Origin of the sequence: Streptomyces sp. NPDC013157 (assembly GCF_042899865.1) — a bacterium.
GTDB lineage: Bacteria > Actinomycetota > Actinomycetes > Streptomycetales > Streptomycetaceae > Streptomyces.
In genome coordinates, this window is the sequence record NZ_JBIBAK010000016.1 from 1 (window position 1) to 26,835 (window position 26,835).

The window sequence follows — 26,835 nt, forward strand, 5'->3', positions numbered from 1 at the left end:
AGCCGGTGGCCGTTCATCTATGCGGGCACCATCCCAACGCCGGAGCAAACCCCCGGATCAGGTCGAACCCGTACACCACTTCCTTGGACGCAACCACCCCTGCTCGGGTTTGATGGCGGGGCAGGCGGACAGAGCGCCCAGCGATGGCGGCCGCCGCCCGTGAACCTGGCACGCAAAAATGAGAGTCCTCAAACGGAGGTCGCGGACCTGACGGGGCTGCGTCTTCGAGGCGTTTCTGCGGATGACCGGCCCCCGGTGACCGGGGTGGGGTGCGACGAAGCGGCTCGGCAGGACCGTGTCTGCGGCGACAGGTGTCCCGGGCAGATGGTGGGTGCGTTGGCACCCGTCGGTCTTTGAAGGCGGGTCGCTGAACGTGGGGGCAGCGCTCTCCGGAGGTGTACGGCAGCCGGGCGGGCCCGGCCCGCCTACTGGCATCGCGGGGACCGTGGCGGTTGTGGTGCAGTTGTCGTGTGCCGCGAGCGCCGGATGACGCTGCTGGAATCGAGCGCAGTTCTTCGCCGACCGCCCAGACAACCGCTCGGCGGCGCGAAAACCCTCTGCAGCGTCGAAGTTGCCGACCGCCTCAGATGCATGCGCAACGAGGCAGGGCAGCCCCTTCTCAGTGATGGCGCGGGCGAGGCAGCAAGGCGAACGCGCTCTCCGCAATCGAGGTCAGGCGGGCGGGACTGTTGCCGCACGCGCCTGCGACATCGATCCCGCGGATGATGGTCCACAGAAGGTGCGCGAGGTCGTCGGGATCCGCGTCGGGGTCGATGTCGCCGTTGCGCTGCGCAGCTCGCACACACTCGGCCACCGCCGTCACGACCACTGAGAAGCAGTCGTTGGCCAGGCGTTCCACCTCGGGGTCGGAGGCGCCGACCTCCAGGGCCATCTTGGCGGCGAAGCAGGCCGCCGCCGCCCGGTCAGGGGCGGGGGGGACGTCGGCGGCGAGTGGCACCCCGTGGACGGCGGCGCGGAGCAAGTACCCGTGCAGTCGTTCCAGGGCGCCCTCGTCCGGTCCGGCGAGTACCTTCGGCAGTTGCCCCAGCCGGGCGAAGTACTCGGCCATCGCCTGCATCAGCACGCCGCGCTTGCCGTCGAACGCGCCGTAGAGGCTGCCGCGGCCCATGCCGGTGGCGGCGCTGATGTCGTCGACGCTCGTGCCGTTGTAGCCCGCGGCGCGGAACTGCCGCTCGGCGGCATGCAGGACGTGTTCGCGGTCAAAGCTTCGTGGTCTGGCCATCCAAAGACGGTAAAGCCGACCCACCCTTCTTGACAACTTAGTACAGAACTGCCTAGGTTTCCGACTGTTCAGTACACAACTGTCCTGGGCTCACCGGACAGGCTTGGTCCGGACGTGCAGGACCGGTGCGGACCGTATCGACCTGAGCACAGGCGACCCCGCACAGCGCCCGACGAAGTCATGAGCACAACCGAAGGAACCACCATGCAGACGGCTCCCCCCGTGGCCCTCGTGACGGGCGCCTCCTCCGGAATCGGGCGGGCGGCAGCGCTCGCGCTCGTGGGCGCCGGCTTCGCGGTGATCGGCACGAGCCGCAATGCGGCGAACGCCGAGCCGCTCGCCGGGGTGACGTTCCTCGATCTCGACGTGGCAAGCGACAAGTCGGTCCGCGCCCTCGTCGGAGAGGTGATCGATCGGTTCGGTCGGATCGACGTCCTGGTCAACAACGCGGGCGTGGGCGCGGTCGGCGCCGGCGAGGAGAGCTCGATCCACCAGGCCACGGAGGTATTCGATATCAACGTCTTCGGCGTGATGCGGATGGCAAACGCCGTGTTGCCTCTCATGCGTGCCCAGGGCAGTGGCCGCGTGGTCAACGTCTCCTCGGTACTCGGTCTGATCCCGGCCCCCTTCATGGCCGTCTACGCGGCCACCAAGCATGCGGTCGAGGGCTACTCCGAGTCCGTCGACCACGAGCTTCGCGAGCACGGCGTCCGGATGCTGCTGGTCGAGCCGGCCTACACAAGCACGAGTTTCGAGGCGAGCAGCATGGCACCCGACTCGCCCCTGCCGGTCTACGCTGCGCAGCGGGAGGTCTCCCGAGACGTGCTGGCCACGGCGGTGCGCAACGCCGACGCCCCGGACGTTGTCGCGAAGGTGATCGTCGCGGCTGCCACCGATTCCAAGCCCAAGCTCCGGTACACCGCCGGCTCGATGGCCAAACGCGTCAGCGTCCTGCGCCGGATCGTGCCCTCGCGCGCCTTCGACAGACAGATCCGCAAGCTCAACCGACTGGCCGGCTGACTCCGCAGTACACCCGGCGCCTGAGGAGTCGCACGTGTCCAAAACCAGAGACACCGAAGCCAGCATGAGCATCTGTCGTCCGACCGCTCTCGGAGAAGGCTGACACGCATGGAGTTCGAACGCGTCACCTTCGACCTGCCACACGGCACCTTCCACGCGCTGGAGGGCGGTGATCCCGATGGTCGACCGACGCTCGTCCTGCACGGGTTCCCGGACCATCCGCCGACCCCGAAGCCCTTCCTCGCCGAGCTCGGCCGCCGCGGCCGTCACGTCGTCGCACCCTGGCTTCGCGGTTACGCGCCGTCCCCGACCGTGGGGCCGTTCGACTTCGCATCCCTCACCAGCGACGTGATCGCGCTGATCGACCGCTGGTCTCCCGGGCGAGCTGTGGAGTCGGTCGGCCACGACTGGGGCGCCCTGCTCACCTACGATGCCTGCGTCACCGCGCCGGAGCGGATCGAACGCGCGGTCACGCTCGCAGTCCCCCACCCACTCACGTTCCTGAGCCGGCCGCGCCTCGCTCAGCTACGCCAGAGCTGGTACATGGGGCTCTTTCAACTGCCGGGAAGCGGCTGGATGGCCACCGCCCGCGATCTCGCCTTCATCGACCGCCTCTGGCGTAGGCGGTCGCCCGGCCTCTCGCTCGATCCAGCTCTGCAGGCGGAGCTGCACGAGCACCTGCGGGCGAGCATGCCCGCGCCTCTGAAGTACTACCGGGAGATGATGCGACCCGGCATGGTCAGGGCGGCGCGCCGCCTGTCTCAGCCGATCGCGGTGCCCCTGCTGCAGCTTTACGGTGCCGACGACGGCTGCTTCCTCCCCCCGAAGGTCGACGACCGACATCGGTTCGCCGCCCCGCACGCGATGGAGGTCGTCCCCGACGTCGGTCATTTCCTGCACATCGAGGCCCCCGAGGCGATCGCGGAACGGATCGTGGCATGGGCCGGGTAGCGGATCACTCGACTCTGGCGGCGAGACCACCGGGATGGGCGGCGCGGGGCCGACCGGCAGGCCGAGGCCGACCGGCTGCTGGCCCTCGGGGCGCGAAGCAGGGCGACGAACATACGACGGCTGAAAGGCGGCGCGGCACCGAGCCGACGCCGACCGGTGATCCGATCACTCGAGGTGGGGGACGTATGGCACAGGCAGCGGACGCTCCGCGGACCGTCATCATGACCGTGGACGACGACCCGGGGGTCTCCCGTGCCGTCGCCCGTGACCTGCGGCGGCGCTACGGCGCGTCGTACCGGATCGTGCGCGCGGAGTCCGGCGAGTCGGCGCTGGAGGCGCTGCGGGAGCTGAAGCTGCGCGGTGATCTGGTCGCGGTGATCCTGGCCGACTACCGGATGCCCCAGATGAACGGCATCGAGTTCCTCGAACAGGCCCTGGACGTGTATCCGGGCGCCCGGCGTGTGCTGCTGACCGCGTACGCGGACTCGAATGCGGCGATCGACGCGATCAACGTCGTCGACCTCGACCACTACCTCCTCAAGCCGTGGGACCCGCCGGAGGAGAAGCTCTACCCGGTGCTCGACGATCTGCTGGAGGCGTGGCGGTGCAGTGACTTCCGACCGGTGCCGAGCACCAAGGTCGTCGGTCACCGGTGGTCGGCCCGCTCGTCGGACGTACGGGAGTTCCTGGCCCGCAACCAGGTGCCGTACCGCTGGTACTCCACCGAGGAGCCCGAGGGGCAGCGGCTGCTCGCGGCCGCGGGCCAGGACGGGCAGCGGCTGCCGGTGGTGATCACGGCGGACGGTACGGCGCTCGTCGAGCCGGAGGTGCCCGAACTGGCCGCGCACGTGGGGCTGGCGACGACACCCACGGCCGACTTCTACGACCTGGTCGTCATCGGCGGCGGGCCGGCCGGGCTGGGCGCGGCCGTGTACGGGGCCTCGGAGGGTCTGCGTACGGTGCTCGTGGAGCGGTCGGCGACCGGCGGGCAGGCCGGGCAGAGTTCGCGGATCGAGAACTATCTGGGCTTCCCGGACGGGGTGTCCGGCGGCCAGCTCACCGACCGGGCGCGACGTCAGGCCGCGAAGTTCGGCGCCGAGATCCTCACCGCGCGGGAGGTGACCGGACTGGAGAGCAGCGGGGCGGCGCGGCTCGTACGGTTCGCGGACGGGTCGCAGATCGCGGCGCACAGCGTGATTCTGGCGACCGGTGTGTCGTACCGGCAGCTGGAGGCGCCGGGTGCCGACGAGTTGTCGGGCCGCGGGGTGTTCTACGGGTCCGCGCTCACCGAGGCCGCCGCCTGCCAGGGCCACGACGTGTACATCGTCGGCGGCGCCAACTCGGCCGGGCAGGCAGCGATGTACCTGTCCAGGGGCGCCAAGTCGGTGACCCTGCTGGTGCGCGGAGCGGACCTCACCGCGTCGATGTCGCACTACCTGATCCAGCAGATCAACGAGGCGCCGAACATCTCGGTGCGGGCCCACACGGTCGTCGAGGCCGCGCACGGCGACGGCCACCTGGAACAGCTGACGTTGCGCGACACGACGAGCGGTCAGACCGAACGGGTCGACGCGCAGTGGCTGTTCGTGTTCATCGGCGCGGCCCCGCTGACCGACTGGCTGGAGGGCACCGTGTTGCGGGACGAGCGCGGGTTCATCCTCGCCGGGCCCGATCTGACCGCCGACGGGCGGCCACCAGCGGACTGGGAGCTGGACCGGCCGCCGTACCACCTGGAGACCAACATCCCCGGCGTGTTCGTCGCCGGGGACGCGCGCGCGGAGTCCGCGAAGCGGGTCGCGTCCGCCGTCGGAGAGGGAGCCATGGCCGTGATGCTCGTACACCGGTATCGGGAGCAGTCGTGAGCGGGCGGGTAATGCCGTGCAGAGCGGCCGAGATCAGTTCGCTGTTCCTGTTCGAGAAGCTGAGCTCCGAACAGCTCGGCAGGTTGTGCAGCGAGGGACGGATCGAACTGTTCGACCCGGGGCCGGTGTTCACCGAAGGTGACCCGGCGACCTGCTTCTACGTGATGATCGAGGGCGCGGTCGTCATGTCGCGCCGAGTGGGCAGCGACGACATCGAGGTGAGCCGCACGTCCCAGCCAGGGGTGTACGCGGGGGCCATACAGGCGTACCTCGGGGACGGGAAACCGCAGCGGTACATGAACTCGCTGCGGGTGTCGGAGCCGACGCGGTTCTTCGTACTGCCCGCCGAATCGTTCGCGAACTTCATGCGCGAGTGGTTTCCGATGGCGATCCATCTCCTGGAGGGGCTCTTCCTCGGTTCGCAGACCTTTCAGCGTGCTGTCGGGCAGCGCGAACGGCTGCTGGCGCTGGGTTCGTTGTCCGCGGGTCTCACCCATGAGCTCAACAACCCGGCCGCGGCGGCTGTACGGGCCACCTCGTCGCTCAGGGACCGGGCCGCGCACATGCGCAACAAGCTCAGCGTCATCGCCTCGGGCCCCTACCACGGCGACGCCCTGAAGGCCCTGATCGACCTCCAAGAGCGCACGGCCGAGCGGGTCTCCAAGGCGCCCGCACTGAGCCCGCTCGAAGCGTCCGACCGGGAGGACGAACTCGCCGACTGGCTGGACGACCACGGGGTCAAGAACGGCTGGCAGATCGCGCCGACTTTCGTGCAGGGCGGTCTCGACGTCGGCTGGCTGGAGCAGATCGCGGCGGCCGTCGACGAGCAGGAAATCCTGCCGAGTGCCTTCGAGTGCCTCACCTACACGGTCGAGACCGAGCTGTTGATGTCCGAGATCGAGGACTCCACCACCCGCATCTCGCACCTCGTCGACGCCGCCAAGCAGTACTCGCAGCTGGACCGCGCCCCCCACCAGGTCGCCGATGTCCACGAACTCCTCGACAGCACGCTGCTGATGCTGTCGGGCAAGATCGGTCCACAGGTCAAGGTCGTGAAGGAGTACGACCGTTCGGTGCCGAGGATTCCGGCCTACCCGGCCGAACTGAACCAGGTGTGGACCAACCTGATCGACAACGCCGTCTTCGCCATCAAGAGCGCGGGCGGCGAAGGGACGTTGACCGTACGCACCGCTCAGGTGCACGACCGGCTGCTGGTGGAGTTCCGCGATACGGGCCCGGGAGTGCCGGCCGGGATCCGCGGCCGGATCTTCGACCCGTTCTTCACCACCAAGCCGGTGGGCGAGGGCACGGGGCTGGGGCTCGACATCTCCTGGCGGATCGTCGTCAACAAGCACCACGGTGACCTGAAAGTCGAGTCCGTACCCGGCGACACCCGCTTCCAGGTGCTGCTCCCCCTCACCGCCACCGACTCCGACACCAAGCCCGATACCGACCCCGGCCCGGCCCAGGAGCCCACATGACCAAGGACCCCGGCATCGACCCCAGCGTCCCGCCCAGCGGTGCCGGATGCGTCGAGTGCGACGCCGACGGCGGCTGGTGGTTCCATCTGCGGCGCTGCGCCCAGTGCGGCCACATCGGATGCTGCGACGACTCACCCGCCAAGCACGCCACCGGCCACTTCCGGGACACCGGCCATCCGGTGATCCGCAGTTACGAGCCGGGTGAGGCCTGGTTCTGGAACTTCGAGACGTCCAAGCTGTACGACTCCGGTCCGGCCCTGGCTCCCCCGGACGCCCACCCTGCCGACCAGCCCACGCCGGGACCGGCGGGGCGCGTGCCGGCGAACTGGGCGGACACACTGCGCTGAGCCTGGCCGACCAGGGCTGTCAGTCGTGGATGTCAGGACTCAACTGTGCCGCAGAACCTGTGCGGCACTCCACTCATCGGCCGCGACGACGAGCTGACCCGTCTGCATGATCGAGTTCTTCGCCACCCGCATGCGGCTGGGGCAGCGGGACGGTGACATCGGCCAGGACGTAGACGCCCAAGCGCAAGCGCTGCTTTTGCAGAGCACCCGCGCCGGGCTGCGGGTCATGGCCAAGTCGTTCGACCGGCCGACGTTCCGCGGGATCACTGACACGGCCCTCGCGGGCCTTTGAGACAGGACACTGCGGGCGACCGACCTCTTTGCACCCTGATCAACTTCACAGACCAACAAAATAAGGAGAATGCCCGTATTGCGGCATTCTCTTCACCTGAAAGGACAGAAACATGGAACGCAACGAGTCTCCCGACGCGACGTACGCGAGAACCTGGAGCGACGGCCGCGGCGAGGTGCGGTTCTTCACCCGGGCCGATGGCTCGCGGCTGCGCTACTACACGGTGGGCACCGGCCCCGCCCTCGTGCTGATGCACACCGTGCGCGGCCAGCTCGACTACTTCCAGCGGGTGATCCCGCTGCTGTGGGACCACTACACGGTCTACGCGCTGGATCTGCCCGGGATGGGATGGTCCGACATCGTCCCCGGCGCACAGTACGAGGAGCCGCAACTGCGGGCCGCGGTCGTGGAATTCGTCCGCGGACTGGATCTTCACGACGTCACCCTGTCGGGCGAATCGCTCGGGGGCGCCCTGTCCCTGTCGGCATCGATCGACCTGAAGGACCGGGTCAGCCGGGTCGTGGCGTTCAACAGCTACGACTACCCCCAGGGCGGGGAGCGGGGAAACTGGCTCTCCCGCGTCATCATCTCCAGCGTGCGGATGCCCGTGCTGGGCCCCGTCTTCGCCCCCCTTGAGCCGCGGCCCATCTTTCGGGCAATTCTGCAGGGCGGCTACGTCGACAAGACCCGGCTGCCCGAGGACTTCATCACCGAGCTACTGAGGAGCGGCCGCCGCAAGGGCTACGCCAAGGTGTCCCGAGGGATCTTCCGCAGCCTCAAGGGATTCGACCGGGCCCGCAAGCGCTACCCGCGCGTGTCGGCACCCGTCACCCTCGTCTACAGCGAGAACGACTGGTCCCGGCCCGCCGAGCGAGACCGCGTGGCCAACGCGCTGACGGACGTCCACCGCATCACCGTGCCCCGCACCGGCCACTTCTCCGCCTTGGAGCGGCCCGACGAGATGGCGCGGATCCTGCTCGACGCGGCCTGACCCCAAACGACCGGCACCCCGCCCATCCCCGCCAGGACATGAGGAAGCGCCATGACTCAGGCCGTCCCCCACCTCGTCAACCGCCTTGTCATCGACACCGAGGACTCCTTCGACGACGTCCGCCGGCGCTACGAGTCGCTGGTACCCGCCATCGACTTCGCCGAACTCGCCGAGGTGGCCGGCACAGGCGACCTCGCGGCGTTGCAGGCCTACATCGCCGCACACACACCCAATTCGTTTGCCATCTACTGGACGCTGGACCCGATGCCGGTGATGCGGCTGTCGGGACACCAGCTGCGCGCCGTCACCTACATGATGGGCAACAACGTCATCGCGGAGACCATGTTCCGGCACGACCCCGGCACCATCCTGTACGCCCCGCTGCGCACCGCGATCTACGAGACCGCCTCCGGCCACGTACAGATAAGCATCGACCAGCCCTCGAGCAAATTCGCCAGCTTCGGCGATCCCCGCATCGCCGAGGTCGGAGCACAACTCGACGCCAAAGTCGCTGAACTGCTCCGCCTCATGACACTGCCGGTACCACCGGAGCTGATCACGGCCTGACCCTTGGCACTCCAGCAACGTTTCACTGTCTGGTCAGAGGCATCGTCGGGAGTGTAGTGGGCTGGTGGCCCATCAGGGGCGGTCTTGCCGGACCGCCCCCTCCGATGAGGGAACCTGGACAGCCCCGACGACCTCGCTTTCGGGGACTGGCTGGCCCGGCTGGACACCCTCGCCGACGCACACCAGCGCCTGCGTGAAGGCGAGCAGGTCAGCGGCCCGGCAGCGGAGACCTCCGGCACCGCGTCCAGCCGCCACTCGCTTCGCCGGCCAAGTCCTGCGCACCAAGCGGCACGCCCACGCCATGCTCAGCAACCCCAACTTGCAGATCTTCCCTGGAAAGGGCATGACCTGTTTCCTGGACCCGAAGCGGGCAGTAACCAGCGATGCAGCCGTCAACCCGGCCGGTCAGAACCGTCAGGTGAACGCTGCTCGTCGATGAAGGCGACCATCAGCGTTGCGGGGGTCGAGCTCCCCGACGGAGAAAGTTGTGGCCGCCTTCAGGATCGCCACGTCCTCACGCAGCCGACGGTTCTCCGCCCGCAGCCGGCGGATCTCCTCGTTCTCCTCGGCGACCCCGGGCGCCTCGCCGCCGTCACTCTCGGCCTGGGCGACCCAGCGCCACAACGACTTCTGCCTACCCCGACCTGCTTGGACACCGTCAGCACCGCCGCGGCACTTGGTCGGGTACTCGACACGGTGCTACAGCACCAGCTGAGTCTCGATCAGAGCGTGGCACTGCGGTCTTCTGCTGTTCGCCCCGGCGAGGACTTCGCAGGCATCTTCGGGCCCGAAACCAAGGAGCGGTTCGGGCTGCTGCTCGGCGGCACGCTCACCGGATGGGCGTCGTGGCGGTGGGTGATGTACGTGAACACCGCCTTCGCGGCCCACCCTGATCGGTGCCTTGCTGCTGCTGGCCAAGCCCGTGATCACCTAGTCCAGAAGCCCAAACTCGACATTCCGGGCATCGTCGTGGTGAGCGAGGGCCGGCCTGCCGTACTTGACAACTCAGTACAGAACCGCCTAGGTTTCTGACAGTCCAGTACACAACGGTCCTGAGCTCACCGGACAGGCTGCGTGCGCGCCTGGCGCGATTGAGGGCAACCCATGCCTTTGAACTCCTCCGCGCCGCCCGGCCTTGCGACGCCTTCGAGGGCCGGCAAGGCACGGCCTGATCCTCGCGATCTTGGCGACGGCGAGTTTCATCGCCGTACTGGATCTCTACATCACGAACGTCCCAAGCAAACCGGGGCCGGACTCTCCACAACGGCCCACGACGGTCGCCGACCCCATCCTGGGCTTCCTGAACAGCTGCCCCCTGCAACCACCCAGAACTCGAAGGACTGACCGAACCATGACTGACCAGGAAAAGCAGGAGGCCATGGCTGTGACGACTCCTCCGTACGCGAGCGACGCACTGGCCGAGGGGACCGTCGACGCGGTGGTGATCGGCGGGGGCGCCGCGGGGCTGAACGGTGCACTGATCCTCGCCCGCTCCCGCCGCTCGGTCGTCGTGATCGACAGCGGCTCCCCGCGCAACGCGCCCGCGGAGGCCGTGCACGGCCTCATCGCCCTGGACGGCACCCCGCCGTCCGAGATCCTTCGACGGGGCCGGGAGCAGGTACGCCAGTACGGCGGACGCGTCGTGTTCGGCAAGGTGGTCTCGGCCGAGTCCGCCGCCCCGTCGGCGGACTCGGACCTGCGGTTCACCGTCACCCTGGCCGACGGCCGCAGCATCACCGCCCGCCGCATCCTGGTGGCCACCGGCCTCACGGATGTGCTGCCACAGGTGCCCGGGCTCGCCGAGCACTGGGGGCACAGTGTGGTGCACTGCCCGTACTGCCACGGCTGGGAGGTGCGCGATGAGCCCATCGGCATCCTCGCCACCGGCGCGGCCTCCATCGGCCACGCGTATCTGTTCCGTCAGCTGACCGAGGACCTGACCTACTTCACCCACGGCACCGACCTGGACGAGGACAGCCGCGCCCGCTTCGCCGCCCGCGGCATCCGCGTCATCGACACCCCGGTCACCGAGGTCGTCAAGGACGAGGACGATGCCCTCGCCGGAGTGCGCCTGGCCGACGGCCAGGTCGTGGCCCGTCGCGTCCTCGCGGTCGCCCCGCAGATGCAGGCCCGCACCCAGGGCCTGGAAGGTCTGAACCTGCCGGTGCAGGACCTGCCGAACATGGGCCGCGCTTTCGCCTCCGGTATCGCCGGCACCACCGACGTGCCGGGTGTGTGGGTGGCCGGCAACGTCACCGATCCGGTCGCCCAGGTCGGGGCCTCCGCAGCGGCCGGTGCACTGGCTGGCGCTGACATCAACAAGACGCTGGCCATCGCGGACACCGACGCGGCCCTCCAGGAGATCGCCGAGGGAAGCGCCAAAGCGGCCACACGATGATCTCGAAGCCCTGAGATCTCAGCCCGTCACCCTCGCCTCACCTTCATCGGTGAGGAAACCAATCAGTTTACAGACGGCCTTCAGTCATGCCCACCAAGCAAGGGAAGAAAATGAGTACCAGCATCGACCGTGGGGCGGCCGCCCCCGGAAAGAGAGACTCGGGCCTTCGCGGCTCACATGCCGTGCGCTGGTGGGTGCTGGTCGTCATAGGCATGGCACAGCTCATGGTCATGCTCGATGCGACCGTCGTGAACATCGCGCTGCCCGAGGCGCAGCAGGACCTCGGCTTCAGCGACGGCAGCCGGCAGTGGGTCATCACGGGTTACGCCCTGGCGTTCGGCAGCCTGCTGCTGCTCGGCGGCCGACTCGGTGACCTGTTGGGCCGACGTACCCTCTTCGTGATCGGCTTGGCAGGTTTCGGGGCCGCGTCCGTCGTCGGCGGCTCGGCCGGCAGCTTCGAGATCTTCGTCGCGGCACGTGTGGCCCAGGGTCTCTTCGCCGCGGTGCTCGCGCCCGCGGCACTCTCACTGCTCAGCGTGACCTTCACCGAACCGTCCGAAAGGGCGAAGGCCTTCGGTATCTTCAGTGCGCTGGGTGGTGCGGGCGGCGCGATCGGGCTGCTGCTCGGCGGCATGCTCACCGAATGGGCGTCGTGGCGCTGGGTGATGTACGTGAACGTCGTCTTCGCGGTCCCCGCCCTGATCGGTGCGTTGCTGCTGCTGGCCAAGCCCGCGATCACCAAGAAGCCCAAACTCGATATTCCTGGCATCGCCGTGGTGAGCGCCGCGCTGTTCGCCGTCGTCTACGGGTTCGCGCACGTCGAGTCCACCAGCTGGACCGACCCGGTCGCTCTCGGCTCCATGATCGTTGGCGCGGTGCTGCTCGTGGTGTTCGTCTGGCTGGAGACCAGGGTCGCGCATCCGCTGCTGCCGCTGCGAGTCGTGCTGGACCGGACCCGCGGTGGTTCGTTCATGGCGGTGTTCGTGCTGGGCATGGGGATGTTCTCGATCTTCCTGTTCCTGACCTACTACTTCGCGGCCAGCCTCGGCTACTCGCCGATCAAGACCGGTCTGGCGTTCCTGCCGATGGTCGCGGCCGTCGTCGCCTCGTCGACCACGATGTCTTCGCTGGTGCTGCCCAAGATCGGCCCGAAGATCGTCGTCAGCGGCGGCTTCCTCGTGGCCGCGTCCGGGATGGCCCTGCTGACCCGGCTCGAGCTGGACAGCACCTACGCCGCCCACATCATGCCCGGCCTGATCCTGCTGGGTCTCGGCATCGGCGCGGTGATGTCCACCGCGTTCCAGGGGGCGACCTCGGGCATTCACCACGAGGACGCGGGTGTCGCCTCGGCGCTGATCAACACCGGTCAGCAAATCGGTGGCTCCATCAGCACGGCACTGCTGACCACCGTTGCCTCGTCGGCCGCGACCGACTACATGACGTCGCACAAGCCCAGCGCGCTGGCCGCGGCGCAGGCCGGGGTCGAGGGCTACACGGCCACCCTGGCGTGGGGCTCCGGGTTCTTCGTGGTCGGTGCGGTGATCGCCGCGTTCCTGATCCCGAATCGGGCCCTGGAGCCGTCCGAGGGCGAGCCCGTGATGGCCCACTGAGCCTGGATCCACCCTGGAGATGCCCTGCTACCTGCGATGACTGTTGTTCTCAGGACACCAATCAGCGCAGGAAAGCAGGGCATCTCCAGGATTCCACCGCGACCGTCTCGCCCTGCGCATCCACGACGGGGCGTTCTCCGCGATGGACCTCACCGCCCGCCACCCGCGGACCGGAGAACTGCTGTCCACGGTGAAGTTCATGGTGCAGACCCTCGCCGCCGGCGAACTCCAGCGCGAGCTGACCTACGACGGACTGCGGGCCGCCGAGGCCAAGGGCAACAAGGGCGGGCACCGCACCGCCATCGCGGCCGACAAGACCGACATCGTGCACACCGCGTACCTGGAAGGCCGGTCCATCGCCGCCCTCGCCCGCGACCACGACGTCAGCTGCGGCGCTGTCCGCACCGCCGTCGCGCTGGCCGCCGACATCGCCGTCGCCGCGGCGTCAGTGACCTTCGCTCAACTGGAGATCAGCTGCGGCATCTTTCCCTTCGGCGGGGGCCCTTCGCCTCCCGAAGGCCGTCGGCTGGGGTAACGCGATGCGGTGGATGCTCACCGCCGAGGTTACGTGCCCAGGCCGGACCCCGGTGCGCCCGCGCCGCCACCACCGGATGGCAGCGGGGCGTACGAAGACGTCCGGCCGCTGGACTGACAACCGTTCGCCGGAGCTGCGGCGCTGGTCCGATCAGAGCCAGCCGCCGAGAGTGATCAGCCCGCGGCGCACCAGCGGCTCGACGAAGGGATTGGGCCGCAGTCCAGGCCCGTACGCCAGCTCCGCGACGTCCATGTGTCATGGTCTGCGCCGGTGATCGATAAGGCGGAGATCGAAGATCCGGTCAGCGATTTCGCCGGCTGGATATCTGCGGTCCAGGAGCTGGTCTGCGGCGTATACCGCAGCCGCCACCCGAAGAGAGTCGGTCCACGGCCTTTTGCTGTTCCTCTGCCGCTGTGCAGTGCCCCGCGGCGAGCGGACCGCATATCGCAGAAGGGGATCACCGCGGCGCACCAATGACGGCGAAAGGAGTGGGATCAGTACGGCCGCGAGCGCTACGAGCTGTCTGTCCTCATGCGTGGGCGTAGAGGATCTTGCCCTGGGTGATCAGGCACAGCCGGGGCGAGAAGGTCGCGGATCCAGCCCACAGCCGGGTTTTTCTGCGCGTTGACCAGGCGCCGTGTGACGGGCCGATATGCAGTTCGGGAGTCGGTCAGCCCGCATCGACTCCGAGTTCGATCACTGGTCCGACCAGGGCAAGAGCCTGATCGACGACCTCGTCCAGGCTTTCGCTGCCGTCGCTGTCCACCCAGCGGCGCAGGGCGGCTTGGAAGGCCGTCAGGGCGACGCCGGCAGCGACGGCAGGACGCAGGTCGACGTCCGGGTCCAGTCCGGCACGCAGGGCGAGGATGCCGGTCATCTCGGCCTGCCACTGGGACTGCCGCTCCAGGAAGCGGGCCAGAAGGGCCGGGGTGTCGAGGATCAGCCTGCTCACGCGCAGCATCTTGGCCGGATTGCCGACGCTCATCGAGGTGAACACCGACAGGGCACGACGCAACGCCACCGCGGGCGGCTCGTCGGCGGGCCGGGCGTTCAGCTCCGCGCACAACTTCACGCCGGCTTCCGCCAGCATGTGCACGATCACGTCTTCCTTGGAATCGAAGTAGCGCGAGAACGTACGGCGTGACATTCCCACGGCGGCCACGATCTGGTCGACCGTCGTCTCTTCGAATCCCTGGTCGGCCAGCAGCTTGACCGCGGCCTCCGCCAGTTCGCTGCGCACGAGCAGGCGCTTGCGCTCCGCCATGTTGGCCGCCGGGGCCGTCTTCGCATCTCCCACGACACCGATGCTAGTCCGAGCCAGATGAGTCTCTCCAGGCCCTTATTGACTCACTGTGCCACGAACGGCAGTCTGGGTCTCATGTCAGACAGCAAATGGACCGCATCCCGCATCCCCGACCTGACGGGCCGGACCTTCGTCGTCACCGGAGCCAACAGCGGCCTCGGCCTGGCCACCACCCGCCACCTGGCGCGGCACGGTGGGCACGTCGTCATGGCCGTACGCAACGAGGCCAAGGGCCGCCGGGCCGTCGCCGACATCCGCGCCGCCGATCCCGACGCAAGCCTTGAGACGCGCCATCTCGACCTCGCCGATCTGGACTCGGTCAAGGCGTTCGCCGCCCGCGCGCACGTCGACGCCCTGCAGGTCGACGTCCTGATCAACAACGCGGGTGTCATGACGCCACCCCGAACGCTGAGCCCCCAGGGCCACGAGTCACAGTTCGCCGGTAACCACCTCGGCCACTTCGCCCTCACCGGCCTGCTCATGGACCTGCTGCGGCAGGGGCGTGACCCGCGTGTGGTGACCGTCAGCTCGATCGGGCATCACGGCGGGCAGATCCACTTCGACGACCTCTCCGGCGCCCGGAAGTACCAGCGCGTGAAGTACTACGACCAGTCGAAGTTCGCCAACGTCCTCTTCGGCCTGGAACTCGACCGCAGGCTCCGCGCGGCCGACAGCCCGGTACGCAGCCTGCTCGCCCACCCCGGGATCACAGCCACCAACCTCCAGCGCACCGGCCCGACCGGCCTGTTCCGGGTGGGAGGCGCCCTCGTCAACCGGCTGTTCGCCCAGGACGTCGAGATCGGCACGCTTCCCCAACTGCGCGCCGCGACGGCACCGGACGTCGAGGGCGGGCAGTTCTTCGGCCCCGACGGATGGAAGGAGTTGCGCGGACATCCCACGGTCGTCCGCCCCGACCCTGCGGCGGAGGACCCTGACACCGCACGCCGCCTGTGGGCGCTGTCCGAGGAACTGACCGGTGTGTCCTACGCACCCGCCCCTTCGGCATGACCCAAGGCCATCTTCGGCCCGCATACAGCTGCAGCGGTGAGGGAGTGCCCTGAGGAGTGCGTGCTGCCGCGCCCCGGCCTCACGGCTCCGAACGGCCCACTACGGGAAGAAGGCGATTCAGGAGGGACTGCTCCAGCTCGACCAGGACGGATTCGCTGCCGGCCACAGGGCTCGGAAGAGTACGCCACAGGACCAACTGGCCATGCACGGCGGTCCACACATGCATGGCCAGGATCTCGGCCTCCGCACGCCGGGCAGCGTCCGCCTCGGCCAGATAGTTGTCCACAGCGCGGATCCAGGCGTGGCGCACCGTGCGGCCGGCCAGGAGCAGGCAGGTGGAGGTGGCCGCCAAGTCCGGCGGCGGCACGATGCCGGGGTTGTATCCGGCGGCGATCACGACGGCCCCCCGGCTTGACGTCTTCGCCGCGAAAAAGCCGAGGCCGTCCCACGGCCGCCACAACCACGTCCGCTTCCCGCACGGTCGCGGCCAGATCAGTCGTACGGGAGTGGCAGTAGGTGACTGTGGCGTCCCGGGTGAGCAGGAGCATTCCGACGGGCTTGCCGAGGACCGTGCTTCGACCCACGACAACGGCATGCTGACCTGCAAGATCGACGTCGTACTCGTCCAGGAGCCGCATGTTCCCGCCCGGGGTGCAGGATGCGAAACCAGGCAGCCCGAAGCTCATCGCCCCGAATGAGCTCATCGTGACTTCGTCGACGTCCTTTTCCGGCCCGATGGCCTCGAACGCTGCCCGCTCATCGATGTGAGGGCCTACGGGGTGCTGAAGCAAGATGCCGTGCACTTCGGCGTTCCGTGAGAGGGATTGGAGGGTGTCCACCAGCTCAGGGGTTGTAGTGGTGGCCGGCAGGCTGACAAGCCGAGACTCGATGCCCGCCTTCGCGCAACGCGCCCGCTTCATCCGTACGTACGTCACCGAAGCCGGATCTTCACCCACCAGCACCGTTGCCAGGCAAGGCGTCACACCAACACGCCGCGCAAGCTCTGCCGCCTTGCCTGATGTCTCCTCGACGACGCGTCGGGCATCCGCGCTGCACCCGGCGCCGACAGCCGATCGCTGATCCTGCGGTCAGGACCGGGCTGCTGGCGCCGCAGCGCGGGCCCGGTGCGCTCGGATCTCGTCGTGGTGGTCGGTGGCCCAGCCGATCAGGGATGTCACGATCTCGTGGAGGCCGCGCCCCAGCGGGGTGAGGGAGTACTCGACGCGCGGTGGAACCTCCGCGTATGCGGTGCGGGTGATCAGACCGTCTTCGTGGAGCTGGCGGAGCGTGAGGGTGAGCATCCGCTGGGAGATTCCGGGGACCTGGCGCTGCAGGTCGGTGTAGCGCAGCGGGCCGGACTCCAGGACCGCGATGAGCAGCAGGCTCCACTTGTCTCCGACGCGGTCGAGGACCTGCCGGATGAACTCCATGTGCTCGGCGGGGATGCGGGCACAGGGCCCCACCGCCGCCGCGCCGCCCGAACTGCCGGTGACCTCCATGACGCACATTCCTCTCCGGCACGAACACCGATGTGCCTTTTGTATCGACTTCCATACTGGCCCATCATGGCGCTACGAACAAAACGTAGGAATCAAAGCGCAGGCACGGGAGGCGCGCGTCATGAAGATCGAGATCTGGGCCGAGGTCACCTGCCCCTGGTGCGGACTGGGCAGCCACCGTCTGGACCGGGCCGTGGAGCGGTTCGAGCACGGCGACGAGGTGGAGGTCGTCCACCACTCGTTCCCGCTGAGCAGCTCCTTCCCCGTGGATGAGACGTTCAGCGTCCGTGACGCGCTGCTGCGCCGGCACGGCATGGGCGGCTCCCAGGCCGAGGCGTCCACGCGTCGGATCGAGGCGCTGGCCGAGGCCGAGGGGCTCACCCCCTACAAGGTGCTGGACAACCTGGTCGGCAACACCGACCTGGCGCACGAGTTCCTCGCCCACGCCTCCGCCGAGGGCAAGAACCGCGAAGCCTGGGACGCGATCTTCCGCGCCTACTTCGGCCAGGCCCGCCCCGTCTTCAGCATGGACGACCTGCTCGACCTGGGCCAGGAGATCGCTCTGGACCGCGAGGGCACCCGCCGGGCGCTCACCGAGCACCGCTACCAGCGGCAGGTGGGCGACGATGCCGCCCGCGCCCAGCGCCTGGGCGCCACCGGCGCGCCCTTCATCGTCATCGACGGCAAGTACGGCATCCCCGGCGCGCAGGACAGCGACGGCCTTCTCCACGTGCTGCGCACGGCCTGGGACGCATCCCACCCGCTCACCCTCGGCACCGACGGCGACGCTGCGGTCTGCGGCCCCGACGGCTGCGCCGTACCGGCCCACAGCTGACCTCCACCGTTCCCCCCCGACCCACCCTTGATCGATTCGAAAGGCTGACTTCCCCATGTCCTACCTGCTGCACATCGACGCCTCCTCGCTCGACGAGGCATCCGTCTCCCGTCAGGTCGCCCGGTCCTTCCGTGACGAGTGGAAGGGCGCGGTCGTCCACCGCGACCTGGCCGTCTCCCCCGCCCCGCACCTCAGCGCGGCGGGCATCACCGCCCGTACCACCGACCCCGCCGAGCACACCCCCGAGCAGGCGAAGGCCGCGGCGGTCCAGGACGAGCTGATCGAGGAGTTCCTCGGCGCCGGCGCCTACCTGTTCACCGTGCCGATGTACAACCTCACGATGCCGTCCGTGTTCAAGGCGTGGCTGGACCAGATCATGGTCGCCGGGCGCACCCTGAGCTTCGACGGTCCCCCTCCCACCCTCGGCCGCCCGGCCGTGCTGATCTCCGCGCGCGGCGGCGGCTACGGCCCCGGCGCCCCGAAGGAGGGCATGGACCACCTGGTGCCGGCGCTGGAAACCGTCCTGGGCCACCCGACCAACCTCGGCCTCGACCTGACGACGGTCCTGCCCGAACTGACCATGGCCCCGTACGTGCCGATGATGGCTCCGATGCTTCCGATGCACGAGGCGTCCATGACCAAGGCGCACGACGAGGCCCGCCGCCTGGGCTCTGCCCTGACCGGCCGGCCGGCCGCCTGATCCACCCCTGAACTGCCCGAAAGGCATTTGATCACCATGAGCAACCTCCTGGTCCTCGGCGGCAGCGGCCGCACCGGCGCCCACGTCCTGGAGCACGCGGCCCAGCGCGGCCACCGCGTCCGCGCCCTTGTCCGCAACCCCGACACGGTGCAGGCACCGGCCGGCGTCGAGCTGATCCAGGGCACCCCCGCGGACATCGACGACATCCGCCGGGCCGCCGAAGGCACCGAGGCAGTGATCAGCGCGCTGAACAACGCCCGCGCCTCCGACAACCCGTGGGCCAAGCCCGTCAGCCCGCCGATGTTCATGACCGACGCCGCCCGCAACACGCTCACCGTCATGCGCGAACAGGGCATCCGCCGCATCGTGCTGACGTCCACGCAGGGCGCGGGCGACGACTGGGCCCGGCTCAACCCGCTGGTCAAGGCGTTCATCAACCTGTCGAACATCAAGGCAGGCTTCGCGGACCACACCGGCCTCGACCAGGTCGTCCGCGCCTCGTCCGGCATCGACTGGACCCTGGCCCGCGCCGTCACCCTGACCGACAAGCCCCTGAGTGGTCCCGTACGGGCAGCCGAGGCCGGCACCGAAAAGCCCGGCGCACGGATCAACCGCGCCGTCCTCGCCCAGTTCCTCGTCCAGACGATCGAGGACGACGCATGGATCCGCAAAGCCCCCCTCGTCTGGAACACACGAGGATGACCCACCCCCACCCCATGATCCACACCCACCTCATGCGCAACGGCTGTCCGACCTTAGGCGCGCCGTCCGTCGACGGCGACGCCGGACTGGAGTGACGTGGCAACAACTGACACCCCCCGCACCGACATCGCGTTCAACCAGCGCCTGCGCGTCGTGTTCGACGATCTTCAGAAGGCGTTCGGGGACGTGGCGCTCAGGCACGGCATCACGCACGAGGAGCTGGGCCAGGCCATCACCTACGTGCAGAAGCTGGTCGGGTCAGGGGAGTTCATGCTGGCGACGACCCTGCTCGTCGCCAATCGCACGATCGAGGTCAGTTACGGCAGGGCCTACGCCCACCCGGAGAAGGACGGCGCCTCCACGTGGATGGCGACCGGGCCCGCCTACGTGCCCGGGGCACCGGAGATCGACAACCCCGGCGTGCTGCCGATGGCGCCCGACGAGCCCGGCGGTACCCTGTTCGTCTCCGGCACCGTACGCTCCACCTCGGGCAAGCCGCTGCCCGGCGCGGTGATCGATCTCTGGCAGACCACCGCCGACGGCCGGTACTCGGGTCTGACACCCGAGCAGGCGGGACCCCTGGAGGGCCTCGACGTCGTCGACTTCGACCTGCCCAAGTACCACCTCCGCGGCAAGATCGTCACGGATGCCGACGGCCGCTACGAGTACCGGACCGTCGTGCCCGGGGTGGAAGCCTCGGCCGTGCCGGGCAGCCTGCTCGACGACCTCCTGCACATGCTGGGACGGGCCAACGCGCGCGCGAGGCACATCCACGCGCACATCACCCACGACGACCATCACATGCTCACCCACCAGATCCACTTCGACGGCGATCCGCTCGTCGACATAGTCACCGAGGGTGCCATCGCACGGGAGCTGATCCACAAGACCGAACTCCACGACGACGCCGCCGCGTGGGAAGCACGCGGCCTGACCGGCCCGTACCGGACCCTCACCTGCGACTACATACTCCGCCCCATCGGCTTCGACGAGGTGAAGGACCCGTACGTCCTCGAGGGCTTCTGGAAACAGTGACCGGGAGCTGCCACGCCGCACCTGCCGGCCGACCGCCGACGTTCCCCCGGCGAAGAACGCGGTGTGGGCGGCGCCTCAGCTCAGGCTTGATCCCAGCCACACCAGAAGGTGTCCCCCGCATGCTCGTGCCGGAAGGCGTCCACTTCGATCGCCTCCAGTGGCAGCAGCAGCGGCACCTCCGAAGCCGCCCCGCCAGAATCGACTGCTGTCACTGTTGCGGCACGTCGAGCCAGGAGCCTTGCGAGGTCACCGCTGCCGGAGCCGACAGTTGATGCCGGTGTCCCGCGCCGCGTCCATGATCGCGTGCTGTCGGCCTCGTTCGTCTGCGGTCCGAAGTTCATGGTGCCGAGGGCCAGTCGGCTGACCTTGAAGCCCGTGCGTCCGAGCTGCGTGTACTTCATGACCACCTAGCCCACGGCTTCGAGTGCGCTCCAGGCAAGAGCGTCGAGGAGAGGCAAGGAGCGCCAAGGGGCGGCAAGGACGGTTGACGTGGACCGCTCCGCGGTGATTATCTGCCATTACAGAGTTTGAAACTTCAAGCTCTCGGTTTCGCACGCATGAGATGTTTGGAGCGCACCATGCCCCCTACTGCCCCCACCACCCCCGCCCGCAGAGCCGTCGTCGCCTTCCTCGCCGCCGCCGCGGTCCTGGGCGCGACCGCCGTACCCGCCGTGGCGGCCCCGCACGGCCCGGCCGCCGGGCACGCGGCGCACGGCCATGGCGGCTACGGCGATGCCGCCCGTCTCGGCTACCAGAAGGCCGTCGCCATCACCGTCGTCAAGGGAGTGTTCGAGCGCGGGGACGCCGCGGTCGTCGACCGCTTCGTACGGCCGGACTACATCCAGCACAACCCGACCGCGGCCGACGGGTCGGCGGGCCTCAAGGCCCTGGCCACCTCGATCCACCAGCAGTTCCCCGAGGCCCGGTACAACGTCAAGCGGGCCATCTCCCAGGGCGACCTCGTGCTGCTCCACTCCAACGTGGTGCTGGTCCCGGGCACCAAGGGCGCGTCCGTCATCGACATCTTCCGCTTCCAGGGCGGGAAGCTGGCCGAGCACTGGGACGTGATCCAGAACGTCCCGGACACCACGGCCAGCGGCAACGACATGTTCTCCACGCTGAGTTCACCGCAGGTCTCGCAGCCCTTGGACCACCGGCTCACCGAGGCCAACCAGGCGCTGGTCACCAAGGCCTTCGACGAGCTCATGGTCCACAAGGACCTGACCGCCCTCGACCGCTACTGGGACCCCGGCTACCTCCAGCACAACCCGCAGATGCTGAACGGCGTGCCCGCCGCGAAGGCCGGCCTCGGCGGTTACTTCGCCTCGGCACCGCAACTGACGGTCACCCCGAAGCGGATCATCGCCGAGGGCGACCTGGTGGCCGTCCACAGCCACTACGTCAACTATCCCGGAGACCGGGGCGCGGCGATCCTGGACCTGTTCCGGGTGCGGAACGGCAAGATCGTCGAGCACTGGGACATCATCCAGAACGTCCCGGAGACCTCGGCCAACGGCAACGGCATGTTCTAAGAGGCCGGGGCCCCGCCCGTCAGCCCCGCCCCGGTCCGTCGACGTGCACGTTGGCGAACACCGCCCGGGCGCGGGTGCCGTCGGCCGCGGCAGCCCGGAGAGCGGCGCCCGCGCAGGAACCGGCCAGGGATCAAAAACACCTGCTGAACCGACGACCGTCATGGGGAGCCAGAGGCAGGTTCTGGCGGCGTCCGAAGCCCGCGACGGTGATCCGGATCAAGGACAGGAACTTACGCGTTCGCGTCGCGGAGCGTGCGCAGGATGCGCTCGAGGTGGCGGCGGTCCTCGGCTGAGAGTGGTCCGGCCAGGTGGTTGCGCAGGTGGGAGACGTGGGCGGTCAGTGCGTGGTCGAGCGCCTGACCGCCCTTGTCGGTCAGTACGGCGAGTGCGGCTCGTCGGTCGGCAGGATCGGGGTCGCGGCGGATGAGTCCTTCCTTTTCCATGCGGTCGGCGAGCCGGGTGAAGCCGCCCGAGCTGAAGGACACGGCCTCTGCCAGGTCCGTCATGCGGAGCTGGTGGCCGGGGGTGCGGCCCAGTCGCAGCAGCACTTCGAACCAGGTGTGCGGTATGTCGAGATCGCGGTTCACCAGGGGCTTGATACGGCTGTGGGCCTCCACGAAGAGACCGAAGAGTGTCACGTCGTCGTCGTTCAGCAGTTGCTCGTTCACTCCTCAAGGATGACAGAAGGACATGAGCGGAAGAATCTGCTGTTGCAATATCTGTTGTAGCAGATATATTGTCTGCGTCGGCAGATACTTCGCCGTGTCCACCCCACAGATGTGGAGTCCGCCCATGGGAAAGCGCGTCCTGGCCGCCTTCGGCGTCGTAGCTCCCATGGGCGGCGTCCTCGCGTCCGGGCTGTCTGCGGCGCCCACTTCGGCGGACGCCGCCACCTCCTCCACCGCCGAGCGGACCGGCTCAAGCGAGGAGGCCCAGGTGCGGGCGCTGTACCGGCAGGCAGCCGAGCACCACGTGGTCGCCGACGTCGTCCACCTGCAGACCCTCGACGACTTCCCGCGCTGGAAGAAGGAAGGGTCACTGGAGAACTGCACACCGGTCGGCTGGAAGACGGTCCACCCCGCAGATCAAGGAGCTCACCGACACTTACCGCTTCGACTACCTGAAGAAGCCGCTCGCCCAGCACCCGAGGTTCGTGCGGGGCACCCGGGATTCCGCCGACCTGGTGGGAACCGGCGACCACGTGGCGGATTTCGGCAGCGGCAAGTCCCCCGGGGTGGCCTGGCCGCAGACCGGCATCCCTCCTCAAGAACGCTCCGTAACAGGCCGCCGTCAAGCTGTAGCTGGGCCGACTGCTGTCCAGGGACGCGCAGGAGCACGCAATCGCGCCGGCACGGACATCGCCCCGCCCGCCGGCCGCAAGGGCATCTTCGACCACGCCGCCATGAACCCGCTCGGCCTCGGCCAGTTCATGAGCGCCCGCGCTGCCCTCGACCGTTACGAGGCCCGCCTCAGCCTCTAAATCGGCGATGTACACGGCGCCAACTCGTCCGACCCCACGTCCTCAGCCTCCAACCGATCGACCAGCCGGGCACCCAAGGCTGAACCCCGGCTCGACACGGGCTGCCCACCTCGAGCCAGTTCACGTCGTACACCTCGCCGCGAGGCGTTTCCCCGACCATCACCCTTCACCCGAGGAAGCACACATGAGCACTCTCTCCTTCAAGGTCCTGGACCTCGACTTCCCGGCCGGCAGCAAGAACAAGACGGCCACCCTCGTCACCGGCGAGAGCGAGGCGCTGCTGGTGGACGCCGCCTTCACCCGCGCCGACGGCCACCGCCTGGTCGCCGAGATCCTCGACTCCGGCAAGACGCTGACCACCGTCTTCGTCTCCCACGGCGACCCCGACTTCTACTTCGGCGCCGAGGTGATCGCCGACGCCTTCCCCGAGGCGAGGTTCGTCGCCACCCCGATCGTCATCGAGCACATCGCCCACTCCTACGAGGGCAAGCTCAAGGCCTGGGCCGCGCTCGGCCCCAACCTCCCCACCCGCCTGGTCGACCTGGAGCCGCTGACCGGCGACCTCACCCTGGAGGGCCACCGCTTCGAGCTCAAGGGCGGCCCGGCCGGCCTGCCCGACCGCCACTACCTCTGGCAGGCCGAGCACCGCGCCCTGCTCGGCGGCGTTTTGCTCTTCCAGCAGGAGCACGTCTGGGTCGCCGACACCCCCACCGCCGGCGACCGCGCCGCCTGGATCGACCTGCTCGACGAGATGGCCGCACTCGACCCGCAGTTGGTCGTCCCCGGCCACCGCCTGCCCGGCACCGCGGCCGACGGCTCCGCCATCACCGCCACCCGCGACTACCTGATCGCCTTCGAGGAGGAGCTCGGCAAGGCCGCCGACGGTGCCGCGCTGAACGACGCCCTGGTAAAGCGCTTCCCGGACAACGGCATGCTGATCGCCGCCCAGATCGGCTCGAAGGTCGCCAAGGGCGAGATGAAGTGGGGCTGACCATGAGCGAGTTCGCCTCGTCGACGGCTCCCGCCGACGTCGTCCGCCGCCAGTACCTGGCCTCGGCCGCCGGCGACCTGGAGGCCCTGCGCGCCACCCTCGCCCCCGACGTGGAGTGGACGGAAATGGCCGGCTTCCCGCTGGCCGGGACCTATCGCACGCCCGAGGGCGTCACCTCGAACGTCATGGAGCAGCTCGGCAAGGAGTGGGACGGCTGGGCCGCCCATGACGACACCTACGTCGTCGACGGCGAGAACGTCGTCGTCCTCGCCCGTTACACCGCGACCAACAAGGCCACGGGTAAGCCGATCGACGTCCGGGTCGCGCACCACTTCACCGTACGGGGCGGACTCATCGTCCGCTTCGAACAGTTCGTCGACACGGCGCTCGTCCGCGAGGCCATGAACGACTGAGTCGTACCGCACCCACCGCGAGGCAGGAGACAGACATGTCCGCTGCGGACAACAAGGCACTCGTGACCGCCTTCTACGAGCAGGCGTTCAACGACTACCAGCCCGAGGCGGCCGCCACCGCACACCTCGGCGAGAGCTACACCCAGCACAACCCGGAGGCGCAGGACGGCCCGGGCGCTTTCGTCGGCTATGTGCACTGGCTGCGCGGGCAGTTCCCCGACCTGCGCCTGGACATCAAGCGCGTGATCGCCGAAGGGGACCTGGTGGTCACCCACAGCAACCTGCACCTCAAGCCCGGCGACCGGGGCATGGCCGTCGCGGACTTCTGGCGCGTCGCCGACGGAAAGATCGTCGAGCACTGGGACGTGATTCAGGAGGTGCCCGAGAAGAGCGCCAACGACAACACCATGTTCTGACCCCACAGCAGCAGCACGGCGCCCGTGCCGTACCCGGGCGCCGTGTTGCTCCGCTGCCGTGGTCCAGCCGCACCACACAGACAACCGAACAGAACAGACAGAGAGGCTCCCCCCACCATGACCAGCCTTCCCAGCCGACGCCGCCTGCTTGCCACCGGAGCGGGCGCCGCTCTCGGTCTCGGTGTCGCCGCTGCCTCCGTCACCCCCGCTCAGGCCGCCACCGGCCAAGTCTCTGCGGGGCGCGTGGCGACGGGCGGCGGCGAGGAGAAGCGGACTCTTGACGAGCTCTACCAGGCAGCCCTCGCGGAGGGCGGCAAGCTCGTGCTCTACGCCGGTGGTGACATCTCCAGTCAGGCGGACGGAATCCGCAACGGCTTCAAGAGCCGGTTCCCGGACATCGACCTGACGGTGGTCGTCGACTACAGCAAGTACCACGACGTCCGCGTCGACAACCAGTTCGCGACCGACACCCTGATACCCGACGTCGTACAGCTCCAGACCGTGCAGGACTTCGTGCGCTGGAAGGAGCAGGGCCGCCTGCTCGCCTACAAGCCGGCCGGTTTCTCCGAGCTCTACGCTCCCTTCAAGGACCCGCACGGCGCGTGGGTCGCCGTCCAGGTCAGTGCCTTCAGCTACATGTACGGTCCCGCCGCGGTCGGCTCCGACATCCCCAGCGGTCCGCTCGACCTGGCCGACGCCCGCTGGAAGGGGAAGATCGCCTCCTCCTACCCGCACGACGACGACGCGGTCCTCTACCTCTACACCCTCTACGTGGAGAAGTACGGCTGGGACTGGCTCGCTCGACTGGCCACCCAGGAACTGCAGTTCGCCCGCGGCAGCTACACCCCGAGCGCGGCCGTCACCAGCGGCCAGAAGGCCGTCGGCATCGGCGGCTCCGGCGCGCCGCTGTCCACCGGGCCGGTCAAGTGGGTGCTGCCCGAGGAGGCGCCGTTCATGTCCTGGGGACAGCGGGCCGCGATCCTCAAGCAGGCCAAGAACCCCACCGCCGCCAAGCTGTACCTGAACTGGCGGCTCTCCGTCGAGCAGCAGAAGGCCGCCACCAACGGCTGGTCGGTCCGCACCGATGTCACCCCGCCGAGCGGGCTGAAGCCCGTCTGGGAGTACCCCAACGGCAACCTCGACGGCTTCCCTCGCTTCATGGCCGACCGTGCGGCGATCGAGCGCTGGAAGCAGACCTTCGCCCTGTACTTCGGGGAGGTGAAGGGCGACCCTTCACCGGGCTGGCTCGGCCTGCACCCCGGAGCCTGACCGCCGACCGGTGCCGCCCGGCCCCTCACTCCCCGCGCGATGGGCCGGGCGGCCCGGCAATTCCTGGCCGCCTTACAGGCGATGGACAGACTCAGCGACTCCGGCCCTGCCGACGCTCCTGCCCAGTACTCCGGTGCGGTTTCATGATCTGTCTGATGAGTTCGTCATCTGTCTGGTGAGTTCGTCGCGGATCGTCGTTGGTAGTGACAGCGTCGGGCTGTGGCCTGGTGGTATCTGCGCCAGTTGGCTTGGACCAGTGCAGCAGCCTGGCTGTGGACGTGACCGGAGGGGTGAAGACGGTGGCGAGAAGGTGGCGGATCTCCGGGACGGTCGGTGCGGACGGGTGTGTGGGTGC

28 protein-coding genes and 2 pseudogenes are annotated in these 26,835 nt (G+C 68.7%); 23 read left to right on the plus strand and 7 right to left on the minus strand.

Annotated features, from left to right (window positions below; genetic code table 11):
• Nucleotides 1-619 precede the first annotated feature (619 nt).
• Nucleotides 620-1,243, minus strand: coding sequence for a TetR/AcrR family transcriptional regulator (locus ACFY6U_RS37225; RefSeq protein ID WP_390045496.1), 624 nt, complete (start codon nucleotides 1,241-1,243; stop codon nucleotides 620-622).
• Between the two features lie 204 nt (nucleotides 1,244-1,447).
• On the opposite strand from ACFY6U_RS37225, the gene ACFY6U_RS37230 reads away from it, so the two are divergent.
• The 8 genes from ACFY6U_RS37230 (at nucleotide 1,448) to ACFY6U_RS37265 (ending at nucleotide 8,754) form a co-directional block, all read left to right on the plus strand.
• Nucleotides 1,448-2,263 (plus strand): oxidoreductase, encoded by an 816-nt coding sequence (locus ACFY6U_RS37230; RefSeq protein WP_390045498.1) that lies wholly within the window; start codon nucleotides 1,448-1,450, stop codon nucleotides 2,261-2,263.
• A 108-nt stretch (nucleotides 2,264-2,371) separates the two neighbouring features.
• The gene (locus ACFY6U_RS37235; RefSeq protein ID WP_390045500.1) at nucleotides 2,372-3,214 is read left to right on the plus strand and encodes an alpha/beta fold hydrolase; all 843 of its coding nucleotides are present in this window, start codon (nucleotides 2,372-2,374) and stop codon (nucleotides 3,212-3,214) included.
• Between the two features lie 185 nt (nucleotides 3,215-3,399).
• Nucleotides 3,400-5,076: an FAD-dependent oxidoreductase gene (locus tag ACFY6U_RS37240; RefSeq protein WP_390045502.1), complete on the plus strand. Its 1,677-nt coding sequence runs from the start codon at nucleotides 3,400-3,402 to the stop codon at nucleotides 5,074-5,076.
• A complete protein-coding gene (locus ACFY6U_RS37245) occupies nucleotides 5,073-6,557 on the plus strand; it encodes an ATP-binding protein (RefSeq protein WP_390045504.1) in 1,485 nt (494 codons plus the stop codon). Before ACFY6U_RS37240 ends, ACFY6U_RS37245 begins: the two co-directional genes overlap by 4 nt.
• Nucleotides 6,554-6,904, plus strand: a complete 351-nt coding sequence (locus tag ACFY6U_RS37250) for a UBP-type zinc finger domain-containing protein (RefSeq protein WP_390045506.1) — start codon at nucleotides 6,554-6,556, stop codon at nucleotides 6,902-6,904. The genes ACFY6U_RS37245 and ACFY6U_RS37250 overlap by 4 nt, the downstream gene beginning before the upstream one ends.
• Nucleotides 6,905-7,010: 106 nt before the next feature.
• Nucleotides 7,011-7,196: a hypothetical protein gene (locus ACFY6U_RS37255; RefSeq protein ID WP_390045508.1), complete on the plus strand. Its 186-nt coding sequence runs from the start codon at nucleotides 7,011-7,013 to the stop codon at nucleotides 7,194-7,196.
• A 112-nt stretch (nucleotides 7,197-7,308) separates the two neighbouring features.
• Complete coding sequence (locus ACFY6U_RS37260) at nucleotides 7,309-8,187, plus strand: alpha/beta fold hydrolase (protein ID WP_390045510.1); 879 nt, start codon at nucleotides 7,309-7,311, stop codon at nucleotides 8,185-8,187.
• A gap of 51 nt (nucleotides 8,188-8,238) precedes the next feature.
• Nucleotides 8,239-8,754, plus strand: coding sequence for a DUF302 domain-containing protein (locus ACFY6U_RS37265; protein WP_390045512.1), 516 nt, complete (start codon nucleotides 8,239-8,241; stop codon nucleotides 8,752-8,754).
• 414 nt (nucleotides 8,755-9,168) lie between these two features.
• On the opposite strand, the gene ACFY6U_RS37270 is transcribed toward ACFY6U_RS37265, so the two are convergent.
• Complete coding sequence (locus ACFY6U_RS37270; RefSeq protein ID WP_390045514.1) at nucleotides 9,169-9,378, minus strand: hypothetical protein; 210 nt, start codon at nucleotides 9,376-9,378, stop codon at nucleotides 9,169-9,171.
• Between the two features lie 24 nt (nucleotides 9,379-9,402).
• On the opposite strand from ACFY6U_RS37270, the gene ACFY6U_RS37275 reads away from it, so the two are divergent.
• From ACFY6U_RS37275 to ACFY6U_RS37290, 4 genes are all read left to right on the plus strand, one after another.
• Nucleotides 9,403-9,786: a hypothetical protein gene (locus ACFY6U_RS37275; protein WP_390045515.1), complete on the plus strand. Its 384-nt coding sequence runs from the start codon at nucleotides 9,403-9,405 to the stop codon at nucleotides 9,784-9,786.
• A 346-nt stretch (nucleotides 9,787-10,132) separates the two neighbouring features.
• Nucleotides 10,133-11,152, plus strand: coding sequence for an NAD(P)/FAD-dependent oxidoreductase (locus ACFY6U_RS37280; protein ID WP_390045928.1), 1,020 nt, complete (start codon nucleotides 10,133-10,135; stop codon nucleotides 11,150-11,152).
• Nucleotides 11,153-11,262: 110 nt separating this feature from the next.
• A complete protein-coding gene (locus ACFY6U_RS37285) occupies nucleotides 11,263-12,762 on the plus strand; it encodes an MFS transporter (RefSeq protein WP_390045516.1) in 1,500 nt (499 codons plus the stop codon).
• Between the two features lie 142 nt (nucleotides 12,763-12,904).
• The gene (locus ACFY6U_RS37290; protein ID WP_390045517.1) at nucleotides 12,905-13,297 is read left to right on the plus strand and encodes a hypothetical protein; all 393 of its coding nucleotides are present in this window, start codon (nucleotides 12,905-12,907) and stop codon (nucleotides 13,295-13,297) included.
• A 670-nt stretch (nucleotides 13,298-13,967) separates the two neighbouring features.
• On the opposite strand, the gene ACFY6U_RS37295 is transcribed toward ACFY6U_RS37290, so the two are convergent.
• Nucleotides 13,968-14,561 (minus strand): TetR family transcriptional regulator, encoded by a 594-nt coding sequence (locus ACFY6U_RS37295; protein WP_132888402.1) that lies wholly within the window; start codon nucleotides 14,559-14,561, stop codon nucleotides 13,968-13,970.
• A gap of 114 nt (nucleotides 14,562-14,675) precedes the next feature.
• On the opposite strand from ACFY6U_RS37295, the gene ACFY6U_RS37300 reads away from it, so the two are divergent.
• Nucleotides 14,676-15,608 carry an oxidoreductase gene (locus tag ACFY6U_RS37300; protein WP_390045518.1) on the plus strand — a complete coding sequence of 311 codons (933 nt, stop codon included), beginning with the start codon at nucleotides 14,676-14,678 and terminating at the stop codon, nucleotides 15,606-15,608.
• 337 nt (nucleotides 15,609-15,945) lie between these two features.
• Here the strand turns inward: ACFY6U_RS37300 and ACFY6U_RS37305 are convergent.
• Together ACFY6U_RS37305 and ACFY6U_RS37310 are read right to left on the minus strand one after the other, a co-directional pair.
• Nucleotides 15,946-16,651, minus strand: a pseudogene (locus ACFY6U_RS37305) (bifunctional 5,10-methylenetetrahydrofolate dehydrogenase/5,10-methenyltetrahydrofolate cyclohydrolase); the annotation flags it as partial.
• Nucleotides 16,652-16,696: 45 nt separating this feature from the next.
• A complete protein-coding gene (locus ACFY6U_RS37310; RefSeq protein ID WP_390045520.1) occupies nucleotides 16,697-17,107 on the minus strand; it encodes a winged helix-turn-helix transcriptional regulator in 411 nt (136 codons plus the stop codon).
• A gap of 121 nt (nucleotides 17,108-17,228) precedes the next feature.
• On the opposite strand from ACFY6U_RS37310, the gene ACFY6U_RS37315 reads away from it, so the two are divergent.
• The 4 genes from ACFY6U_RS37315 (at nucleotide 17,229) to ACFY6U_RS37330 (ending at nucleotide 20,379) form a co-directional block, all read left to right on the plus strand.
• Entirely contained in the window at nucleotides 17,229-17,942 is a 714-nt protein-coding gene (locus ACFY6U_RS37315; RefSeq protein WP_390045522.1) for a DsbA family protein, read from the plus strand.
• A gap of 55 nt (nucleotides 17,943-17,997) precedes the next feature.
• Nucleotides 17,998-18,642 (plus strand): FMN-dependent NADH-azoreductase, encoded by a 645-nt coding sequence (locus tag ACFY6U_RS37320; protein ID WP_390045524.1) that lies wholly within the window; start codon nucleotides 17,998-18,000, stop codon nucleotides 18,640-18,642.
• 36 nt (nucleotides 18,643-18,678) lie between these two features.
• A complete protein-coding gene (locus ACFY6U_RS37325; protein WP_390045526.1) occupies nucleotides 18,679-19,344 on the plus strand; it encodes an NAD(P)-dependent oxidoreductase in 666 nt (221 codons plus the stop codon).
• 96 nt (nucleotides 19,345-19,440) lie between these two features.
• The gene (locus tag ACFY6U_RS37330; protein ID WP_390045527.1) at nucleotides 19,441-20,379 is read left to right on the plus strand and encodes a catechol 1,2-dioxygenase; all 939 of its coding nucleotides are present in this window, start codon (nucleotides 19,441-19,443) and stop codon (nucleotides 20,377-20,379) included.
• Nucleotides 20,380-20,646: 267 nt separating this feature from the next.
• Here the strand turns inward: ACFY6U_RS37330 and ACFY6U_RS37335 are convergent.
• Nucleotides 20,647-20,780 (minus strand): annotated as a pseudogene (locus ACFY6U_RS37335) (aldo/keto reductase); the annotation flags it as partial.
• Nucleotides 20,781-20,957: 177 nt separating this feature from the next.
• Between ACFY6U_RS37335 and ACFY6U_RS37340 the strand changes: the two are divergent.
• Nucleotides 20,958-21,911, plus strand: a complete 954-nt coding sequence (locus tag ACFY6U_RS37340) for a nuclear transport factor 2 family protein (protein ID WP_390045529.1) — start codon at nucleotides 20,958-20,960, stop codon at nucleotides 21,909-21,911.
• Between the two features lie 230 nt (nucleotides 21,912-22,141).
• Here ACFY6U_RS37340 and ACFY6U_RS37345 read toward each other — a convergent pair whose 3' ends face one another.
• Nucleotides 22,142-22,579, minus strand: coding sequence for a MarR family winged helix-turn-helix transcriptional regulator (locus ACFY6U_RS37345; RefSeq protein ID WP_030319631.1), 438 nt, complete (start codon nucleotides 22,577-22,579; stop codon nucleotides 22,142-22,144).
• Between the two features lie 485 nt (nucleotides 22,580-23,064).
• Here ACFY6U_RS37345 and ACFY6U_RS37350 point away from each other — a divergent pair, with 485 nt between their 5' ends.
• The 5 genes from ACFY6U_RS37350 (at nucleotide 23,065) to ACFY6U_RS37370 (ending at nucleotide 26,480) form a co-directional block, all read left to right on the plus strand.
• Complete coding sequence (locus ACFY6U_RS37350; protein ID WP_390045531.1) at nucleotides 23,065-23,391, plus strand: hypothetical protein; 327 nt, start codon at nucleotides 23,065-23,067, stop codon at nucleotides 23,389-23,391.
• A 184-nt stretch (nucleotides 23,392-23,575) separates the two neighbouring features.
• Complete coding sequence (locus tag ACFY6U_RS37355; RefSeq protein WP_390045533.1) at nucleotides 23,576-24,382, plus strand: MBL fold metallo-hydrolase; 807 nt, start codon at nucleotides 23,576-23,578, stop codon at nucleotides 24,380-24,382.
• A gap of 2 nt (nucleotides 24,383-24,384) precedes the next feature.
• Nucleotides 24,385-24,795 carry a nuclear transport factor 2 family protein gene (locus ACFY6U_RS37360; RefSeq protein WP_390045535.1) on the plus strand — a complete coding sequence of 137 codons (411 nt, stop codon included), beginning with the start codon at nucleotides 24,385-24,387 and terminating at the stop codon, nucleotides 24,793-24,795.
• A 35-nt stretch (nucleotides 24,796-24,830) separates the two neighbouring features.
• Complete coding sequence (locus ACFY6U_RS37365) at nucleotides 24,831-25,211, plus strand: nuclear transport factor 2 family protein (protein WP_352178932.1); 381 nt, start codon at nucleotides 24,831-24,833, stop codon at nucleotides 25,209-25,211.
• A 117-nt stretch (nucleotides 25,212-25,328) separates the two neighbouring features.
• Nucleotides 25,329-26,480 carry an ABC transporter substrate-binding protein gene (locus ACFY6U_RS37370; protein WP_390045537.1) on the plus strand — a complete coding sequence of 384 codons (1,152 nt, stop codon included), beginning with the start codon at nucleotides 25,329-25,331 and terminating at the stop codon, nucleotides 26,478-26,480.
• The last annotated feature ends 355 nt before the right edge of the window (nucleotides 26,481-26,835 follow it).

Coding starts and splice junctions, on each gene's coding strand:
- ACFY6U_RS37235 (WP_390045500.1), top strand. CDS start 2,372: ATGGAGTTCGAACGCGTCACCTTCGACCTGCCACACGGCACCTTCCAC.
- ACFY6U_RS37300 (WP_390045518.1), top strand. CDS start 14,676: ATGTCAGACAGCAAATGGACCGCATCCCGCATCCCCGACCTGACGGGC.
- ACFY6U_RS37295 (WP_132888402.1), bottom strand. CDS start 14,561: ATGGCGGAGCGCAAGCGCCTGCTCGTGCGCAGCGAACTGGCGGAGGCC.
- ACFY6U_RS37280 (WP_390045928.1), top strand. CDS start 10,133: ATGGCTGTGACGACTCCTCCGTACGCGAGCGACGCACTGGCCGAGGGG.
- ACFY6U_RS37320 (WP_390045524.1), top strand. CDS start 17,998: ATGTCCTACCTGCTGCACATCGACGCCTCCTCGCTCGACGAGGCATCC.
- ACFY6U_RS37370 (WP_390045537.1), top strand. CDS start 25,329: ATGACCAGCCTTCCCAGCCGACGCCGCCTGCTTGCCACCGGAGCGGGC.
- ACFY6U_RS37265 (WP_390045512.1), top strand. CDS start 8,239: ATGACTCAGGCCGTCCCCCACCTCGTCAACCGCCTTGTCATCGACACC.
- ACFY6U_RS37355 (WP_390045533.1), top strand. CDS start 23,576: ATGAGCACTCTCTCCTTCAAGGTCCTGGACCTCGACTTCCCGGCCGGC.
- ACFY6U_RS37290 (WP_390045517.1), top strand. CDS start 12,905: ATGGACCTCACCGCCCGCCACCCGCGGACCGGAGAACTGCTGTCCACG.
- ACFY6U_RS37250 (WP_390045506.1), top strand. CDS start 6,554: ATGACCAAGGACCCCGGCATCGACCCCAGCGTCCCGCCCAGCGGTGCC.
- ACFY6U_RS37340 (WP_390045529.1), top strand. CDS start 20,958: ATGCCCCCTACTGCCCCCACCACCCCCGCCCGCAGAGCCGTCGTCGCC.
- ACFY6U_RS37285 (WP_390045516.1), top strand. CDS start 11,263: ATGAGTACCAGCATCGACCGTGGGGCGGCCGCCCCCGGAAAGAGAGAC.
- ACFY6U_RS37230 (WP_390045498.1), top strand. CDS start 1,448: ATGCAGACGGCTCCCCCCGTGGCCCTCGTGACGGGCGCCTCCTCCGGA.
- ACFY6U_RS37315 (WP_390045522.1), top strand. CDS start 17,229: ATGAAGATCGAGATCTGGGCCGAGGTCACCTGCCCCTGGTGCGGACTG.
- ACFY6U_RS37260 (WP_390045510.1), top strand. CDS start 7,309: ATGGAACGCAACGAGTCTCCCGACGCGACGTACGCGAGAACCTGGAGC.
- ACFY6U_RS37365 (WP_352178932.1), top strand. CDS start 24,831: ATGTCCGCTGCGGACAACAAGGCACTCGTGACCGCCTTCTACGAGCAG.
- ACFY6U_RS37240 (WP_390045502.1), top strand. CDS start 3,400: ATGGCACAGGCAGCGGACGCTCCGCGGACCGTCATCATGACCGTGGAC.
- ACFY6U_RS37225 (WP_390045496.1), bottom strand. CDS start 1,243: ATGGCCAGACCACGAAGCTTTGACCGCGAACACGTCCTGCATGCCGCC.
- ACFY6U_RS37360 (WP_390045535.1), top strand. CDS start 24,385: ATGAGCGAGTTCGCCTCGTCGACGGCTCCCGCCGACGTCGTCCGCCGC.
- ACFY6U_RS37255 (WP_390045508.1), top strand. CDS start 7,011: ATGATCGAGTTCTTCGCCACCCGCATGCGGCTGGGGCAGCGGGACGGT.
- ACFY6U_RS37325 (WP_390045526.1), top strand. CDS start 18,679: ATGAGCAACCTCCTGGTCCTCGGCGGCAGCGGCCGCACCGGCGCCCAC.
- ACFY6U_RS37310 (WP_390045520.1), bottom strand. CDS start 17,107: ATGGAGGTCACCGGCAGTTCGGGCGGCGCGGCGGCGGTGGGGCCCTGT.